Below are 15,900 nucleotides of genomic sequence, written 5' to 3' on the forward strand. Positions count from 1 at the left end.
GCGGTCAGCGGATGCGGTCGCGGGCGGCGCTCTCCAGGGCGCCCACCACCAGGTACAGGCCGAGGGAGACGATCAGGATCACGGTGATCGAAGCCCACAGGTTGATGTAGTTGCTGCTGATGACGTCGTAGGCCATCGCGTAGCCGAGCCCGTGCCCGGTGATGAGCCACTCGGCGAGGACCGAGCCCAGCACCGCGCCCGGCATCGAGATCTTCGCGGCCGCGAACAGGGCCGGCGCCGAGAAGGGCAGGCGGACCTTCCCCAGCGCGTGGCGGGCCTCGCCGCCGAAGCAGTGCACGACGTCGGTGGCGGAGCTGGGGACCGCGCGCAGCCCGTCCACGATCGTGACCAGCGACGGCACGAACGTCACGACACCGGCGATGACCGTCACGCCGACCAGCCCCCGGCCGAAGACGAGGCCGATGAGCGGGCACATCGCGATCAGCGGCACCGACCGCAGGACGATGACGAACGGCATGACGGCCGAGCCGACCGCCGGGAACAGGGTGAGCGCCGCCGCGGCGAGCAGGGCGGCCACGGTGCCCGCGACCCAGCCGGATCCCGCGTCGACCATCGTCTGGCCCAGGCCCTTGAGCAGCACGTGACGGGCGTGCCCGGCCTCCGTGCCGGTGGCGAGGTAGTGCCACACGTCGCCGGGCGACTTGACGAAGTACGACGACAGGCCGCTGGAGGCGATGAGGATCTCCCAGACGACCAGGCCGAACAGGACGGCCCCGACGACCTTCGCGACGCCGAGCCCGAGCCGGGCCGGCCCGTGGTGGCGCCGCCGGGTGGGGGTGAACCCGCCGTCCAGCGGCGCCTCGACGTCGGCGCCGAGCCGAGCGGCCCCCAGCGCCGTGAGCCCGAACGCCAGGCCGCAGGCGAGCGTGCTGACCAGGGCGATGGCCCAGGTGCGCTCGACGGCGAGCTGCTGCTGGGCCTGGAGCATGACGACGCCCAGCCCGCGGTCGCCGCCGAGGTAGTCCCCGATCATGACCCCGAGGATCGCGGCCGGCGCGGAGATCGACAGGCCGCTGGCGAGCAGGGGGATGCTGGAGCGCAGCCGGACCTTCACCAGCTGCTGCCAGCGGCCGCCGCCGAAGGCGCTGACCGCGTCGAGGGTCGCCGGTGACGCCGCCCGCAGGCCCGCGACGGCCGCGACGAGCGTGATGAAGAAGCACGACAGCGCGCTCATCACGATCTTGGCGCCGTCCGGGCTGTACGCCACGACGAGCAGCGGGCCGATCGCGATCGTGGGCACACAGTAGGTCGCGACGCCCACCGTCATCAGCCCGCCCTCGGCGGCCGGGACGACGAGGCAGATCGCGGCGAGCAGCAGCGCGGCGCCGTTGCCGATCAGCCAGCCCTTCCAGGCGAGGTTCAGGGTCACGCCGAGGTCGCTGAGGTACAGGTCGTCGCGGAAGGCCTGGGCCACGACAGACGTCGGCGCGGGCACGACGAAGTGGCCGGAGAACACGGTCACCGCGAGCAGCTGCCACAGCCCGAGCGCCGCGAGAGCGACGGCGGCCGACCACAGCCGGTGTTGGGCGCGGGCGCTGAGCGCGGGCCGGGCCGCGACCACGTCGACGCCCGCCATCAGGCCCGCACCCCGCCGGAGAACAGCACAGCGCTGAGATGGTCGCAGGCGGCGTGGAACTCCGGTGAGCTCAGCAGGGCCGGCTGGCGCGGCCGCCCGAACGGCACCGTGCACCGCTCGAGAATCCGGCCGGGCCGCGGGCTCATGACGACGACGGTGTCCGCGAGGAACACGGCCTCGGCGATCGAGTGGGTGACCAGCACGGTGGTCGTCGCGCGTTCCATCCAGATGCGCTGCAGCTCGATGTTGAGCCGCTGGCGCATCATCTCGTCGAGCGCGCCGAACGGCTCGTCCAGCAGCAGGAGCGCGGGCCGCAGCACCAGCGCCCGGGCGATCGCCACCCGCTGGCGCATGCCGCCGGACAGCTGGGACGGCCGGCTCCCCTCGAAGCCGGCCAGGCCGACGAGCTCGATCAGCCCGGAGATCGCGTCGTCGTCTGACTGGCCGGCGAGCTCCAGCGGCATCCGGATGTTCTTGCGCACGCTGCGCCACGGCAGCAGGGCCGGATCCTGGAAGGCGACGCCCATCTGGTGACGGCGCCGGATCTCGCCGGGCGCGGCGCCGCCGGCCAGGATGGTCCCGGTCGTCGGCGCCTCCAGGTCGGCGATCATCCGCAGGATCGTGGACTTGCCGCAGCCCGACGGCCCGAGCAGCGCCGTGAAGCTGCCGGCCGGGACGTCCAGGTCGATCGACTCCAGGGCGTGCACCTCACGGCCGCGGTGCCCGTAGACCTTCGAGACCCCCGACAGCCGCAGCCCGGCCGCCGGGGGACCCGGCGCCGGATCGAGCGCGGCCGGCGCCGCCTCCCGTTCGGCGACGCTGGTCACGCCGGGACGCTCCCGCCCTGGTAGACCTCCTGGAGCACCTCGTTGGTGAACATGTCCTTCGACGCCTTGACCCCGCCGAGGCCCAGCGACGCGATGGTACCGGCGATCTTCTCGTCGGTCATCCAGAACAGCCCGTGCGCCTTGGTGTCCGCGTCGGCGACGAAGGCGTTCTGCAGGCCGGCGTCGACCTTCTGCTGGGCCGGGTCGAGCTTGAGGTCCTTGCCGAAGTTCGTGACGGCCAGGTTGGCCGCGCCGTCGGGGTCGGCCACGACGTCGGCCCAGCCGAGGGACTCGCCCTTCATGAGGCCGACGAGCGCCTTCTTCTTCGTGGCGTCGGCGAGGTCCGAGGTCCGCGCGATGTAGAGGTCCTCCATCAGCGGGTAGTGGAAGTCGCTCAGCAGCAGGACGTAGGTGTCGACGCCCTTGGTCTTGAGGATCGCCGGCTCGTTCGCGGCGAACGCCATGAGCCCGTCGATCTCGCCCGAGGCGAGCGAGGTGACGTCGAAGCCGACCGTGACCACGGTGATCTTCGAGACGTCGAGGTTGTTGGCCTTCACGAACGAGTTCCAGATCGGCGCGTTCGTGTCGCTGATACCGATCTTCTTGCCGTACATGTCGGTCGGCGTCTTGATCGGCTTCGACGCGAGCGACGCGATGCACGTGGGGTTCTTCTGGAAGCCGGCACCGATGACCTTGATGTCGGCGCCGTTGTTGATCGCGCCGATCACCTCGGCGGTGTGGCTGATGCCGACCAGCGCCTTGCCCGAGACGACGATCGGCTCGGGCGCGAGGCTCGGCCCGCCCGCGAGCAGGGTGACGTTGAGGCCGGCGGCCTTGTAGTAGCCCTTCGTGGTGGCGAAGAAGCTGCCCGCGAACTGGACGTTCTTCAGGTAGCAGAACTGCAGCGCCACCGACGTCAGCCCGCCGGAGGTGCCGCCGGACGAGCCCGAGCTGGACGAGGACCCACAGGCCGCCAGGAAGGAGGCCAGTGCTCCGCCCACGCCGAGGGCCGTGCCGGTGCGCAGGACCTGGCGGCGCGAGAAGCCGCGCTGCGCGAGGACGTCGTCCGTGGAGTCGATCATTTGGGTACCCACCTCGGCTTGAATGGCTTTTGTAGACAAAAGTCTGAGGCGAGGATGTTGCGGGCCGATGTCCCGAGCGTCGCGGTCGCGTGTCCCCATGTATCGGCGCTTGTCGGGGCCATGATCGCCCATCGGGGCCAGTCGGTTTTTTGTAGACAAAAGGCTAGAGTGGGGCGTGTGACGACGACAGGCGCGCCGCGGCCCGTCACGGGCTGGCGCTGGCGGGCCGCGCTGGGCCGGGTCGACCGCTTCCTGCTCGCGATCCTCGGGACCGTGGCGTTGGCGAGCGTGCTGCCCGCCCGCGGCGAGGCGTCCCACGTCGTCGGCGACCTGGCGGACGCCGTGGTCGCGCTGCTGTTCTTCCTCTACGGGGCCCGGCTGGCGCCACGGGCGGCGTGGGAGGGGCTGCGGTCCTGGCGCCTGCACCTGACCGTCTTCCTGGCGACCTTCGCCCTGTTCCCCGTGATCGGGCTGGCCGCGCGGGTACTGGAGCCGACCGTGCTGCCCCCGGGCCTGTACTTCGGCGTGCTGTTCCTGTGCCTGCTGCCCTCGACGGTCCAGAGCTCGATCGCCTTCACGGCCATCGGGCGCGGCAACGTCCCCGCCGCGATCTGCGCGGCAACCGTGTCCAACCTCGCCGGGGTCGTCGTCACCCCGCTGCTGGCCGCGTTGCTGCTCGGCTCGCGGGTGGACGTCTCCGCCGGCTCCGTCCTGCGGATCGCCGCCCAGCTGCTGGCGCCCTTCGCGCTCGGCCAGCTCGCCCGGCCCTGGATCGGCGCGACGCTCGAACGCCACCGCGCCGCGACCGGCCTGGTCGACCGCGGCTCCGTGCTGATCGTCGTCTACTCGGCGTTCAGCGCGGGCGTCGTCGCCGGCGTCTGGGGGCAGGTCACCGTCGGGCGGGTGCTGTGCGTGATCGGCGTCGACGCGGTGATCCTCGCCGTCGTGCTCACGGCGACGACGTACGGGTCCCGCCGGCTGGGCTTCCCGATCGAGGACCGCATCGTGGTGACCTTCTGCGGGTCGAAGAAGTCGATCGCCACCGGGATTCCGATGGCCACCGTGTTGTTCGCGCACCGTGACGTCAGCCTGATCGTCCTGCCCGCGATGCTCTACCACCAGCTGCAGCTGATGGTCTGCGCCGCCCTCGCCCGCCGCTACGACCGCCGAGCCCCCGAGCCGGAGCCGGCGTCGGCGACGGCGCTGGAGGTGGAACCGCGGGTGGAGTCGGCGTCGCGGGCGGAGCCGGCGTGGCCCGCGTGAGGCGGGTCGGGCTCGTCGTGCCGTCCTCCAACCCGACGATCGAGCGGTTCCTCGCCGACGCCGACGTCCGCGCGGTCCTTGGGCTGGAGGTCGTGTGCACCCGCCTGGCCGTCGAGCGGATCGACCGCGAGGCCGACGGGCAGTTCGCGCCGGCCCGGATCACGGCGGCGACCGACCTGCTCGCCGACGCCGAGGTCGACCTGACCGTGTGGGCCGGGACGTCCCGGTTCTGGCTGGACGACGGCCTGCCCGTCCTGAGCTCGCGTGAGGCGATGTTCGCCGCGCTGGACGACGTCGGTGCTCCGCGGGTCAGCGTGCTGACGCCCTACACCGACGACGTCCACGAGGCCATCCTCGCCACCGTCCGGTCCTCGGGCCGCACGGTCGCCGCGTCCCGCGCCCTCGGGATCTCGCGCAACCTCGACTTCGCCGCCGTCGACCCGACGCCGCACGTACGCGCCCTGAGCGAGCACCCGGTCATGGTCGTCTGCACGAACGTGCTGGCCACGACCGGGGCCGGGCTCATCGTCGACAGCATCGTCGCGACCCTCTGGCACGCGGCCCGGCTGACTGAAGCCAGCTCCCTTGGCTACGCCGACGCGTTCACGTCCCTGATGGCCTCCAGGAGGCACCATGACCTATGACCCCGGTGACGTCGCCGCCGAGATCGTTCTTGCGCTCCGGCTGCGGCTGGACGCCGACCGCGTCACCCTGCGGCTCGACACGCCAGGGATGAACTTTCCCTGCGCCGCGGAGAGCACCGCGCCCGGGGTCCGCGCGATGACCACAGACAACTCCCTCGACCAGCGCGGAGCCGCGACCGCGCAGTGGATCATGGCCACCCGTCAGGTCCTGGTCCAGCCCGACCTCACCGCCGTAGACCCGGCGCCGCCCCAGCCCCTGATGGACGTCTACGGCGTGCGGGCCCAGATGCTCGCGCCAGTCGTCGTCGCCGACGTGGTGACCGGCTGGCTCTCCGCGCACTCGCTGCGACCCCGGCCCTGGACCGAGGACGACGCGGCCACCATCAAGGCGGCGGCCACCGTCACGGCGCAGCGGATCGACGAGGTGCGCGCGGGCCCTGGCTACACCCGCTGGCTGGCGTAGGCATCGTTTCGCGCTGGCTGTCTGCGGTGGATCTCGATATCCCCACGTCCGGGCTGTGCCTCGGCGCCCTGATCGCCAATTCGATTCTTTGGCGACCCTGCCGGCCCGGTCCCCTTCCGGCAGGGCTCACCCGGCCCCGACGTCCCCATGATCGCCGTTTCGGCCCTCCGGTGGTCGTTGTCGAACCCGAATCGCAACCACCAGCGGGCCGAAACAGCGATCAAGACGACGGGCAGAAGTTGGCGGTCGCGCTTCCCGCAGTCGCGGTGTACATCCTGCTCGCCACCGAGCCCTGCCGCGGGATCTCGCTCGACCTGCGCGAGGAGATCGCCGCTCCTGACCAGCGAGACCATCTTCCTCGACGACGTCGAGAAGGCCGAGATCTCGATCCACAACCTGTCCCGCCAGATTCCGTTCGCCGGACACGCCGCGGTCGGCGCCGCCTGGACCATCGCTCGACTCACCGGGCACCACCCGTCCGTCCTGCGCACGACCGGCCGCGAGGCCGAGAGCTGGGCCGATTCCGCTGGAGTCTGGGTTCGCGCGCCTCTGTCGATGACGCCGCCGTGGTGGGCCGAGCGTCTCGACGACCCGTGCCAGGTCGACGACCTCGGCGGCCCGCTCAGCCCTACCCAGGACTTCACCCAACTGTGGGCCTGGATCGACGGACCCGCGGGTATCGCCCGCATGCGCACCTACGCCGCCCGCGTCGGCATCCCCGAGGATGAAGCCTGCGGCACTGGAGCCATGCGCCTGGCCGCCGGACACGGCCGCCGCATGACCATCCACCACGGCGAAGGCTCCATCATCCACGCCGCACCAGGACCGGCTGGCTACGCCGGCATCGCCGGACACATCACCGAAGTCCCGGCCCGCGAGATCTGACAAGCCACCTGCTGACCGACCCGGCCGGCTACGGGGCGACGACGAACGTGGCGTGCTTCCGAATTCCCCGTTTAAGATCAAGAATACGCGGTCGGCTGGGCCGCGGGACGGCTGCGCGCGTCCTCGGCGGGCCGCGCTCACCGGCGCGGCGCAGAGCGGCTAGAGTGTGTGATACTTTGGCTCTTTATCCGTATCTGAACTACGTGAGGATACATGGCCGACGAAAAGCCTGTCGGTGGCGGCGAGGTTATCAGATGGGATTTCTTTATTTCTTATAGCCCGGCGGACCAGCTCTGGGCAGAATGGATCGCCTGGCAGCTCGAAGATGTCGGCCATAGGGTAGCGCTACAGGCGTGGGATGCTGTTCCAGGAACACATCTCACAACTAAGATGCGGGAGGGAGTGGAATTCTCGCTCCGCACTCTGGCGCTAGTCTCGGCCGAGTATCTCGCAGATTCCTACGGTAAGACCGAGTGGCAGATCACCTATAATTCCGATCCACAAGGTCTCTTGCGAAAGCTGGTTCCCATCAGGGTGTCGGACTGCGTAATTCCAGATATTCTGGGCCAGATCGCTTCGTTCGACCTTTTCGGTCTCGATAGAACCCAGGCGCGCGACCGTTTGGTTGCGAACGTCGAGGCTGCGGCGACGGGGCGCGCGAAACCATTGACGGAACCTGATTTTCCGCCCAACGCCCTCGAACGCCTGAAGCCAGAGTCGCCGCCAATCAGACCGGATTCGCAATTACTTGATGTCGAACGGAAAATCTCAATAAAGAAGCCCCGTTCCACTATTTCTGCAGATCCCGTAGCGATATTTGTGCCGCTCCAAATTGAGACGGCTGGGTTTAGTTCTGACGGACTCATTCTCGCGTGCGGGACGGAGGAGGGAAGTCTGTTCTTCTCCAGAAAAGACGCGCCGTCTAGAGACTGGCTAGCCGCACCGACGGGCGCGATTCGGCTCCCCGAACGCGCATACGTAGAGTCCATCTCGTTCAAATCGAGCAGCGCGATCGTCGCCGTCGGATGCTTAGGCGAAGCCCCAACTCTGTGGGACGTGAGCGACATTCGATCGCCCAGAATGATCTGCGCTCTGGTGTCTGGGGATGGCGACCCTACCGACTACTGGTCGGCCGTATTTAGCTCTGACGGACAATTCATTCTGGTTTCCAATGATCCGGCAGAGATCTGGGATGTGTCCGATCCACGCGAGCCGTCGCTGGTGCGTAATCTGGGAGTTCGAGGCGGGTCTACAATCGCAGGCAGTCCCCGATGGACCACCTTTTTTGTTGGCGGGCGCGACTCCTCCGAGCCTGCGATCGTGCGAATCAATGGTTTCGACACCGAACGCTCGCCGGAAGTATTTCGGCTGCTACGCACGCGCGGACAAAAAGGCCTGGAGGTCCATAGTGCAGACTTCGGTTATCGTGGAGACTATGCGATAGTGGCGTTCGAAAAACACGTTGAACTTTGGGGTATAGGGTATGGTGGACCGCCAAACTTTCTGCAGGAATTCGACTTCCCCGACGGCACGGGTTTTGTGAGATGCTCGCCCGTCGAGGACATCATCTCGGTTACATCTTCGAACTCCTTTTGGATAATTCGACGGAATCGTGAAGGCAGGTTTGAGCTAGTCGAAATTCCGTGTACATGGAAGCCGTACCGAACGGAATTTACGCCTGACGGTAGGCGTCTTGCGGCATTTGGGCGAGATCCCTACATCCGCTGGTGGGATGTCGTATCTTTCAGAAGATATTTCCGACGCGATGGTTGAGCCAGACGTGATCATGGCCACTCGCCAGCCGGGAACTGCGCGTCGCCACCTTGGCCACGCCCCAAGCTCGTGGCGCGGGACCAGACGTAACCGCATCAGGCTTTCCGGTGGGTCTGGAGGCGGCCGGCTTGGCAGCCAGGTCGGAAGCCAGGCCAACGGACAGCCTTAGACCTGCGTGGATGGCCGTGGAACTCGAACCGCCTTTGAACTGCGTCAACGGATCCCGTGCACGTCACTGGACAACCGGACGAAGATCTCATTATTCTCCCTCGGTTGCCAGCGCCGTCCGCCACGGACAGGCGACGTTTGCGATGCAGCAGGCGCGATCGCTGTGAGTGGCACTTCTGGGCCCTGCTCGGGGTCCCATCGGGTGTTGTGCGGATCCAGCTATGACAAGCCCGACCTGGGAGGCTAACGTCGGCACTCGGCGGCTGCCGGGGGGATGGCGTGGGTTTCTTAGCGGTCTTGGCTTCTTCGATTGTCATTTTCGGGGTTGTCGCGTTGGCCATTGGCCACGTGCACTGGGCGCGCGTTCATAACAGGCGGGCCGCTGGACTCGTCACGGCCGGTGGCGTCGTGGCCTTCGTTGTCGTCGGACTCCTCCTACCGAAGAACCCGGCCACAGGCACCGCGGCAAGCGTCACGTCTAATGTGTTGTCGAGTAGCCCCCGCGCAGTCGCGAGCATCACCACACCTCCGGCCCTCAGTGAGACGGGCCGGGACGCGGCGACCACCCGCCAGACGCAACCAGCACAGACACCTTCCGACCCGTCACATACGGCAGGCACGTCAACGCTGCGCACGACTCCGGCTGGGCCTGTCGAGTTGCGCACCTCGGTGCCAAGGCCCGTGGACGCACGAGCAACGCAGCCAGCTACCCAGCCTCGGCCACCGGCTCCCACGAACCCGCCCGCCACCGCGGCGCCGAGATCCGTTGCAGCCGCGCCACCGACTCAGGCGCCGCCGCCTGCTCCCGTCAACCCGCCTGCCGCCGCCCCCGCTGCGGCTTGCCAACCGCTGACCAACGGCGGCAACTGCTACGAGCCGGGCGAGTACTGCCGCAATGCCGACCACGGCGTGCACGGCGTCGCGGGAAATGGCGAGGCGATCGTGTGTACCGACAACAACGGCTGGCGGTGGGAGCCCGCCTAAGGCCGCCCGACACGACCGTCCGCGACGCGGCGAGCATGCCGGACGGTGCCCACAGTGGAGCCTCGATTCATCAGCGCGTGAATCGGAACAGGTGGCGGCCTGTCGGGTCGGAGCGCGGAACGTCGGCGAGGCGATGGACACCAACTCGGAAGCCCGCGTCGTCGGGGCGAATGAACCGCTCCTCGACGAACCCGTGGCGGGTGAACACCTTCCGGACGAGTTCGGCCGCATCGCCGGGGTGGCTGGTCGGGTCGTCGTCGCCGGTTGACGCGCCACGGGTCCACAGGACCGCGGCGCCCGGAGTTAGCAGCCGGGGAAACGCGCCGACGGTCGTCTCCAGGTCGGTGTCAGAGATGTTCCCGAAGACGCCGCAGGCGAGCAGGACATCTGCTGGCGGGAGATCCGCGTAGGTGTCCATGACCCCCGCGTCGGCTGTGCGGACCTCGACGTCCGGCAGGTTCAGCTGGCTGGCCTGTGCTCGCGCCGCCGCGCCAAGGCCGGCGTCGATCTCGACAAGGACCGCGCGGACGTTGTCGTGTCCGGCGGCGAGGACCGGCAAGGTGTCTCGACCGTCTCCGGCGCACAGGCTCAACAGCCGCGTCGGCCTACCTTCCGTGGCGGCCAGGAGGCGGGCCAGCTCCGCGCGGACGGTTGCCAGTCGTCGCGCCAGTCCGGACGCCGGATCGTCGTAGTTTCGATGCCAGGCGTTCCAGTCGGCCATAGGTCCAGTCGAGCACGTTGTAGCCCCGGACGCCGGAATACGCCAGAACAGCTGAGGCGGCTCCTGCGGCGGCACGGTGAGAACGTGACCGTGCGACGCGTTGGTGGACCGCTCGCTGTGTGACGCCGGTTCGGACGGGTGGACACCTACCGAGTAGCTCGGCGCGGAAGCCGGCAGAAAGGGAGCGGGTTGTGCGGTACAGCACGTACGCGCACGTCGTAAGCCCTGACGACTTCCGCGGCGGCGTCGGTGGCCTGCTGCTCCGGGATGTCCTGGACGAGAATGACGGGCGCTACGAACATCTGCTCCGGCTGTCGGAGCGAGCGAGGAAGGACCTCCGGGAGCTCGCCAGGCTCACGGGGAACGGCGAGCTGGCGCGGATCGCCGATGCCGACGCGACGGTCGTCTCGCTGGAGCACCTTCGCCATCTCGACCCGGACACGACGCGGATCAGGATCGGTTCCGAGGTCACGCGAGAGCCCGGAGACGGCCCGCTGCCCGGCTTCGACCGCTGAACGAGGACCTCGAACGAACGCGACCGGACGGGCGTGGCGATCGTCGCTGTGACAGTCCTGACCAGCGCGGATGGCGTGGTCGGGCGCGCCGCGGGTGCTTGCCTCCGTAGCGGCATCGGACTCGATGCCCACATTGCGCGCCAGTCGTCTGGTTTGGGCGGGCGAGGCAGGGTAAGGCTTCCGACAGAACAGATGATCTCGATACAGTTGCCTGCCTGGAGGGCTCCGTGCTTACGATCATTATCTCGTGGATCGTTCTTGGGCTGATCGCCGGTGCGGTCGCGCGTCTCCTTGTGCCGGGCCGCGACCCGATGAGTGTTCCGATGACGATTCTCCTGGGGGTCGTCGGCTCGTTCATCGGCGGTTTTCTGGGCTATGTCCTCTTCGGCAAGGACCTGAACGAGGGCGCCCTGCAGCCGTCCGGCGTGATCGGCTCCATCATCGGCGCGATCATCCTGCTGCTGGTCTTTCGTTCCACCGAGCGGCGCCGTGGCCACACGAGCCGTCGCCGCCGCACGACCAGCCGGCGTCGCGCCTACCGCTGAGGTCAGGCCGTCAGACCGGCCTTGGTCACTCGGTCCGCACGTGAGCGGGGTCCGCGAGATTTCCATCTCGTGGACCCCGCTCACGTATGCCGTCGCCGAAACAGCGAGCTGGCACGGATCGCGGAAGCCGACGCGACTCCGACCTCGTCGCCATCTCGACCCGGACACGACACGGATCAGGATCGGCTCAGAGGTCACCCGGGAGCCGACGAGGGCATTACTGGCTAATTGCCCAGAGGAACGGTCGGGGTGGGCCGCTCAGTCCCATGCCGGTTTCCATACCAAACCGGCGATCATCGTCCGTCCATGGCGCGCTCACCTGTGATGATCGTCAGTCTGGTATCGAAACGGTCGTCCTACGTCCGAGATGTGCCTTTTATCCATACCAGACCCGCGATCTTGTCGATTGCGCCGGCCGGAGGCCACCGAAGATCCGCGACCGGGTATGGAAATCGGCGCAAAAGGCGACCTGAAGATCGACTGGAGGCGCGGCGCGCCCCCCAGCCGCCCGGCCCCCGTTCGGCAGAAGGCCGGATCAGGCTCCATTCCTACCTCTCGCTCGACCACGGACGAGATTCGCCGCCACCACGTGGGACCGGCGCGGCGCCCAGACCCCCAGCTGGCCGGCAGGGCGCACCAGAGGCCCAAACCGCAATCACTGGCGCTAGGTTGGCGTTGCGGCGGCGGGCCGAACATGTACAGGCGTCTGTGGGACCGGCACGTCAGGCCCGTGCTCAAACCGGCGTCGTCGGGCCGCGTTCGACGAAGCGGCCGTGGCCGGCGGAGCCGCGTAGCTGGCCGTCGGCGACGACCCGGGTGCCGCGGCAGTAGACGTCGCGCACCGCCCCGGCGCACGTCCAGCCCTCGTAGATGGAGTAGTCGACCTTGCTCGGGGAGGCCGCCGCCGTGATGGTCGTGGTGGCCCGCGGGTCGAGCACGACCACGTCGGCGTCCGAGCCCACCGCCAGCGTGCCCTTGGCGGGGTAGAGGCCGAACAGCTTCGCCGGGTTGGTCGCGGTGATGGCCACGAGGCGCTCCAGCGTGATGTTCCCGGCTCGGACACCCCGGTCGTAGAGCAGGGGGAGGCGGTACTGCACGCCGCCGACCCCGTTGGGGATGCGGGAGAAGTCGCCGATGCCGGCGTCCTTCTGCCCGACCAGGCAGAACGGGCAGTGGTCGGTCGAGATGACGTCGAGACCGGCCTGGCGGATCTGGCCCCACAGCGCCGCCTGATGCCGGGGCTCGCGCAGCGGCGGCGTCATGACGTACTTCGCGACGTCGAAGTCGTCGTCCCGGTAGACCGAGCTGTCGAGGGTCAGGTAGTGCGGGCACGTCTCGGCGAACACGGGCAGGCCGCGGTGCTTGGCGTCGGCGACCTCGCGCGCGGCCTCGTCGCAGCTGATGTGCACGAAATAGGCCGGCGCGCCGGTCAGCTCGGCCAGCACGATGGCCCGGTGCACCGCCTCCGCCTCCAGGATGGTCGGCCGGGTCTTTCCGTGCCATTGAGGGCTGGTCCGCCCGGCGGCCAGCGCGCGGCGGATGAGGACGTCGATCGCGGTGCCGTTCTCGGCGTGGACCATGGGCAGGCCGCCGAGGGCGCCGATCCGCTCCATCACGGTCAGCAGCGTCCCGTCGTCGATCATGAGCTCGCCGGGGTACGCCATGAACATCTTCACGCTGGTGGCGCCGGCCCTGACGATCTCGTCGAGCTCGGCGAGCCGGGACTCGGGCAGGTCGGTGACGACCACGTGGAAGCCGTAGTCGATGACGGCCTGGCCGGCGGCCAGCGCCAGCGAACGCTCCAGCACCGCGGGCAGCGGCTCCCCGCGCCGCTGCAGCGCGAAGTTGATGATCGTCGTCGTGCCGCCCAGCGCCGCCGCCGCGGTTCCCGACGTGCTGTCGTCCGCGGTGACCGTCGTCAGGGTCGGGAAGTCGAGGTGGACGTGCGGGTCGACCCCGCCCGGCAGGACGTAGCAGCCGCTCGCGTCGACCTCGTGGTCGACGCCGAGGTCCAGGCCGCTGCCCAGCGCGAGGATGCGGGGACCGTCCAGGTAGAGGTCGGCGGCGAACCGCTCCGACGCCGTGACGATCGTGCCGCCGGCGATCCGGGTCCTCACCGGCGCGCAGCCCGCGCGGCCGCCGCGAGCGCGGCCGCCCCGAGATCGCGGTCGACCTCCAGCTCGGCCGCGACGTCCAGTGCGAGGTGTTCCTTCCAGGGCGCGGCGATCACCTGGACCGACAGCGGTAGCCCTTCCGCCGACACGCCCACCGGCACAGACACGACAGGCACGCCGAGCAGGCTCACCGCGCGGCAGTGGGCCATCAGGTTGGGCCCCTCGACGCGGACGCCGTCGACGTCGAGCCCGTCCTCCGGGTCGCAGGCCGGGCCTGGTGCGACCGGCAGGAGGACGACGTCGACGAGGTCGAACACGGCGAGGGCGGCGGACCGTGCCTCGTCCGCCGCCCGTTCCGCGCGGGCGAGGCGGTCGGGATCCGGCCCGGGCGGTGGGATGAGCTTCGCGAGGACGTCGGCCGGGACCCGGTCGAGGTGCGAGAGGGCGGCGAAGTGGTCCGGGTTCGGCGTGAGTGCCCGGACCTCGCGGTAGCGGTCGAAGCACTCGGCGAACACGTCCGGCAGCGCCACGACCGCCGCGCACAGCGAGGCGAGCCCACCGGCGACCTCGGCCATCAGGTCGGCGACCTCGCGGCGCACCGGGGCGATCGAGGCGCCCGTGCTCCAGCCGATGATGAGCCGCTCGATGCCGGCCGGCGCGGGCACGGGCAGGTCCCGGACGCGGGGATCGATCCCGTCCGGGCGGGCGATCACCGACAGGAGCAGCCGCAGGTCCTCGACCCGCCGCGCCATCGGGCCGATGACCTGCAGGCGGCCCTGCAGGCCGGTCAGGTCCGGCAGCGGGCGCCGGCCGTCGCCGAGCTCGCCGCCGGCGCCGGGCACCTGGCCGGTGCCGGGGACCCGGCCGACGGTGGCCCGCAGGCCGACGATGCCCGTGCACTGCGCCGGCCACCGGATGGATCCCCCGAAGTCGCCGCCCAGGCCGGCCGCGCTCAGGCCCGCGGCGATGGCCGCCGCCTCGCCGCCGCTCGACCCGCCGGGGGAGTGGGCGGTGGACAGCGGGTTGGCCGTCGCGCCGAACCGGGCGTTGTCGGTCACCGTGCCGAACGCGAGCTCGGGCAGGTTGGTCTTGCCGACGATCAGTGCTCCGGCGGCTCGCAGGCTCGCCACCGCCGAGGCGTCGGCGGCCGCGGCCCGGTCGTCCCAGCCGAAGCCGCCGGCGGTCGTCGGCGCGCCGGCCACGCAGATGATGTCCTTGACCGTCACCGGCACGCCGGCGAGCGGGAGGCGCTCACGTTCGCCGGGGTCCAGCGCGTCGAGGCGCTTGGCCGCCGCGCGGGCCGGCTCCCACAGCGGCGTGACGATGGCGTTCAGGTCGCTGGCCGCCGTGCGCGCGGCATGGGTCTCCAGCACCTCGACCGCGCTGCGCCGGCCGGACCGGACGTCCGCGGCGATCTGCGCGGCGGACTCGGGCGGGCCGTCTGCTGGAGCTGACACGGAGCGCCTCCTCGAAGCTCTGGTATCCCCAAAGTAGAGAAACGCGCATGTCTACCGCGTAAAATCTCCATCGTGAGGACATCGGGTATACCGGATGACGAGATCGGCAACGGGTGCGGAGAATCGCCGCCGCCCGCGACCGAGTCCCTGCGGCTGCTGGACGGTCTGCGGGAAGGGATCATCCGCGGCGACTACCCGCCGGGCACGCGGCTGCGCGAGCGCGACCTCGCCGTCGAGTTCCAGACCTCCCGGATGCCCGTGCGCGAGGCCCTGCCCCAGCTGGAGAGCGAGGGCTTCGTCATCACGCATCCCCGCCGGGGCACGGTCGTGACGCGGCTGACCCTGCGGGACGCCGTCGAGCTGTTCGAGGTCCGGCTGGGCATCGAGGTCCTCGCCACCCGCCAGGCGGCGAACCGGGTCGCCGCCGGAGCGTCGACCGACGGACTGCGGGCGGCGATGGCGCGTTCCGAGGAGGCGACCGTCGGGGGCGACCCTCGCGAGGTGGCGCTGCGCAGCGTCGCCCTGCACGCCGAGATCATCGCGCTCGCCGGCAACTCGCTGCTCAGCTCGATGATGCGGACCGTCGCGATGCGCGACCGCTGGATCTCCCAGATCGCGAAGGACGCGAAGCCGAGCATCGCCTGCGAGGAGCACCACCGCCTGTGCGACGCCATCTACGCCGGGGATGGTGACCTCGCGTCGTCGCTGGCCTACGCCCACATCGCGCGGGCCCGGGGCGAGCAGCTGGCCGTGCTGCGGACCGTCCTGCCGTCCTGACGCCACCCCCGACGCGGGCGGGCCCGCGGGAGTGACGCGCCTACCTTCCGATCTGGAGCTGATCCTCCCGTTACCCTGCTAGGGT

General features: G+C 69.7%; 14 protein-coding genes. 8 read left to right on the top strand and 6 right to left on the bottom strand.

The annotated features are described in order from the left end of the window. Window positions 1-4 precede the first annotated feature (4 nt). Genes FRAEUI1C_RS15615 through FRAEUI1C_RS15625 form a run of 3 tightly spaced genes read right to left on the bottom strand, consistent with a single transcriptional unit; the run spans window position 5 to window position 3,506 of the window. Window positions 5-1,597, bottom strand: a complete 1,593-nt coding sequence (locus FRAEUI1C_RS15615) for an ABC transporter permease (RefSeq protein ID WP_013424276.1) — start codon at window positions 1,595-1,597, stop codon at window positions 5-7. Continuing rightward, a complete protein-coding gene (locus FRAEUI1C_RS15620) occupies window positions 1,597-2,424 on the bottom strand; it encodes an ABC transporter ATP-binding protein (protein WP_013424277.1) in 828 nt (275 codons plus the stop codon). Before FRAEUI1C_RS15620 ends, FRAEUI1C_RS15615 begins: the two co-directional genes overlap by 1 nt. After that, window positions 2,421-3,506: an ABC transporter substrate-binding protein gene (locus FRAEUI1C_RS15625; RefSeq protein WP_013424278.1), complete on the bottom strand. Its 1,086-nt coding sequence runs from the start codon at window positions 3,504-3,506 to the stop codon at window positions 2,421-2,423. The genes FRAEUI1C_RS15620 and FRAEUI1C_RS15625 overlap by 4 nt, the downstream gene beginning before the upstream one ends. A gap of 177 nt (window positions 3,507-3,683) precedes the next feature. On the opposite strand from FRAEUI1C_RS15625, the gene FRAEUI1C_RS15630 reads away from it, so the two are divergent. The 5 genes from FRAEUI1C_RS15630 (at window position 3,684) to FRAEUI1C_RS37590 (ending at window position 8,534) form a co-directional block, all read left to right on the top strand. Beyond that, window positions 3,684-4,769, top strand: a complete 1,086-nt coding sequence (locus tag FRAEUI1C_RS15630) for a bile acid:sodium symporter family protein (RefSeq protein ID WP_232425441.1) — start codon at window positions 3,684-3,686, stop codon at window positions 4,767-4,769. Beyond that, a complete protein-coding gene (locus FRAEUI1C_RS15635) occupies window positions 4,757-5,413 on the top strand; it encodes an aspartate racemase/maleate isomerase family protein (RefSeq protein WP_013424280.1) in 657 nt (218 codons plus the stop codon). The genes FRAEUI1C_RS15630 and FRAEUI1C_RS15635 overlap by 13 nt, the downstream gene beginning before the upstream one ends. Next, entirely contained in the window at window positions 5,403-5,876 is a 474-nt protein-coding gene (locus FRAEUI1C_RS15640) for a GAF domain-containing protein (protein WP_013424281.1), read from the top strand. Before FRAEUI1C_RS15635 ends, FRAEUI1C_RS15640 begins: the two co-directional genes overlap by 11 nt. Before the next feature lie 177 nt (window positions 5,877-6,053). Continuing rightward, window positions 6,054-6,761 (top strand): PhzF family phenazine biosynthesis protein, encoded by a 708-nt coding sequence (locus FRAEUI1C_RS15645; protein ID WP_198318759.1) that lies wholly within the window; start codon window positions 6,054-6,056, stop codon window positions 6,759-6,761. A gap of 213 nt (window positions 6,762-6,974) precedes the next feature. Continuing rightward, window positions 6,975-8,534: a toll/interleukin-1 receptor domain-containing protein gene (locus FRAEUI1C_RS37590; RefSeq protein ID WP_013424283.1), complete on the top strand. Its 1,560-nt coding sequence runs from the start codon at window positions 6,975-6,977 to the stop codon at window positions 8,532-8,534. A 1,222-nt stretch (window positions 8,535-9,756) separates the two neighbouring features. Here the strand turns inward: FRAEUI1C_RS37590 and FRAEUI1C_RS15650 are convergent. Continuing rightward, window positions 9,757-10,407, bottom strand: coding sequence for a methyltransferase domain-containing protein (locus FRAEUI1C_RS15650; RefSeq protein WP_013424284.1), 651 nt, complete (start codon window positions 10,405-10,407; stop codon window positions 9,757-9,759). Window positions 10,408-10,598: 191 nt separating this feature from the next. On the opposite strand from FRAEUI1C_RS15650, the gene FRAEUI1C_RS15655 reads away from it, so the two are divergent. Together FRAEUI1C_RS15655 and FRAEUI1C_RS15660 are read left to right on the top strand one after the other, a co-directional pair. Further along, entirely contained in the window at window positions 10,599-10,922 is a 324-nt protein-coding gene (locus FRAEUI1C_RS15655; RefSeq protein WP_013424285.1) for a hypothetical protein, read from the top strand. Between the two features lie 227 nt (window positions 10,923-11,149). Beyond that, window positions 11,150-11,467 carry a GlsB/YeaQ/YmgE family stress response membrane protein gene (locus FRAEUI1C_RS15660; RefSeq protein WP_013424286.1) on the top strand — a complete coding sequence of 106 codons (318 nt, stop codon included), beginning with the start codon at window positions 11,150-11,152 and terminating at the stop codon, window positions 11,465-11,467. A 734-nt stretch (window positions 11,468-12,201) separates the two neighbouring features. On the opposite strand, the gene hydA is transcribed toward FRAEUI1C_RS15660, so the two are convergent. Further along, window positions 12,202-13,584 (bottom strand): dihydropyrimidinase, encoded by a 1,383-nt coding sequence (gene hydA / locus FRAEUI1C_RS15665; protein ID WP_013424287.1) that lies wholly within the window; start codon window positions 13,582-13,584, stop codon window positions 12,202-12,204. Then, on the bottom strand, window positions 13,581-15,038 hold the full coding sequence (locus FRAEUI1C_RS15670; protein ID WP_013424288.1) for an amidase: 1,458 nt from the start codon (window positions 15,036-15,038) through the stop codon (window positions 13,581-13,583). The genes hydA and FRAEUI1C_RS15670 overlap by 4 nt, the downstream gene beginning before the upstream one ends. A 72-nt stretch (window positions 15,039-15,110) precedes the next feature. On the opposite strand from FRAEUI1C_RS15670, the gene FRAEUI1C_RS15675 reads away from it, so the two are divergent. After that, complete coding sequence (locus FRAEUI1C_RS15675; protein WP_013424289.1) at window positions 15,111-15,815, top strand: GntR family transcriptional regulator; 705 nt, start codon at window positions 15,111-15,113, stop codon at window positions 15,813-15,815. Window positions 15,816-15,900 lie beyond the last annotated feature (85 nt).

Origin of the sequence: Pseudofrankia inefficax, assembly GCF_000166135.1 — a bacterium.
Taxonomy (GTDB): Bacteria; Actinomycetota; Actinomycetes; order Frankiales; family Frankiaceae; genus Pseudofrankia; species Pseudofrankia inefficax.

Excerpts from the sequence above, each read along its gene's own strand:
- FRAEUI1C_RS15615 (WP_013424276.1), bottom strand. The coding sequence starts at position 1,597 with ATGGCGGGCGTCGACGTGGTCGCGGCCCGGCCCGCGCTCAGCGCCCGC.
- FRAEUI1C_RS15625 (WP_013424278.1), bottom strand. The coding sequence starts at position 3,506 with ATGATCGACTCCACGGACGACGTCCTCGCGCAGCGCGGCTTCTCGCGC.
- FRAEUI1C_RS15640 (WP_013424281.1), top strand. The coding sequence starts at position 5,403 with ATGACCTATGACCCCGGTGACGTCGCCGCCGAGATCGTTCTTGCGCTC.
- FRAEUI1C_RS37590 (WP_013424283.1), top strand. The coding sequence starts at position 6,975 with ATGGCCGACGAAAAGCCTGTCGGTGGCGGCGAGGTTATCAGATGGGAT.
- FRAEUI1C_RS15650 (WP_013424284.1), bottom strand. The coding sequence starts at position 10,407 with ATGGCCGACTGGAACGCCTGGCATCGAAACTACGACGATCCGGCGTCC.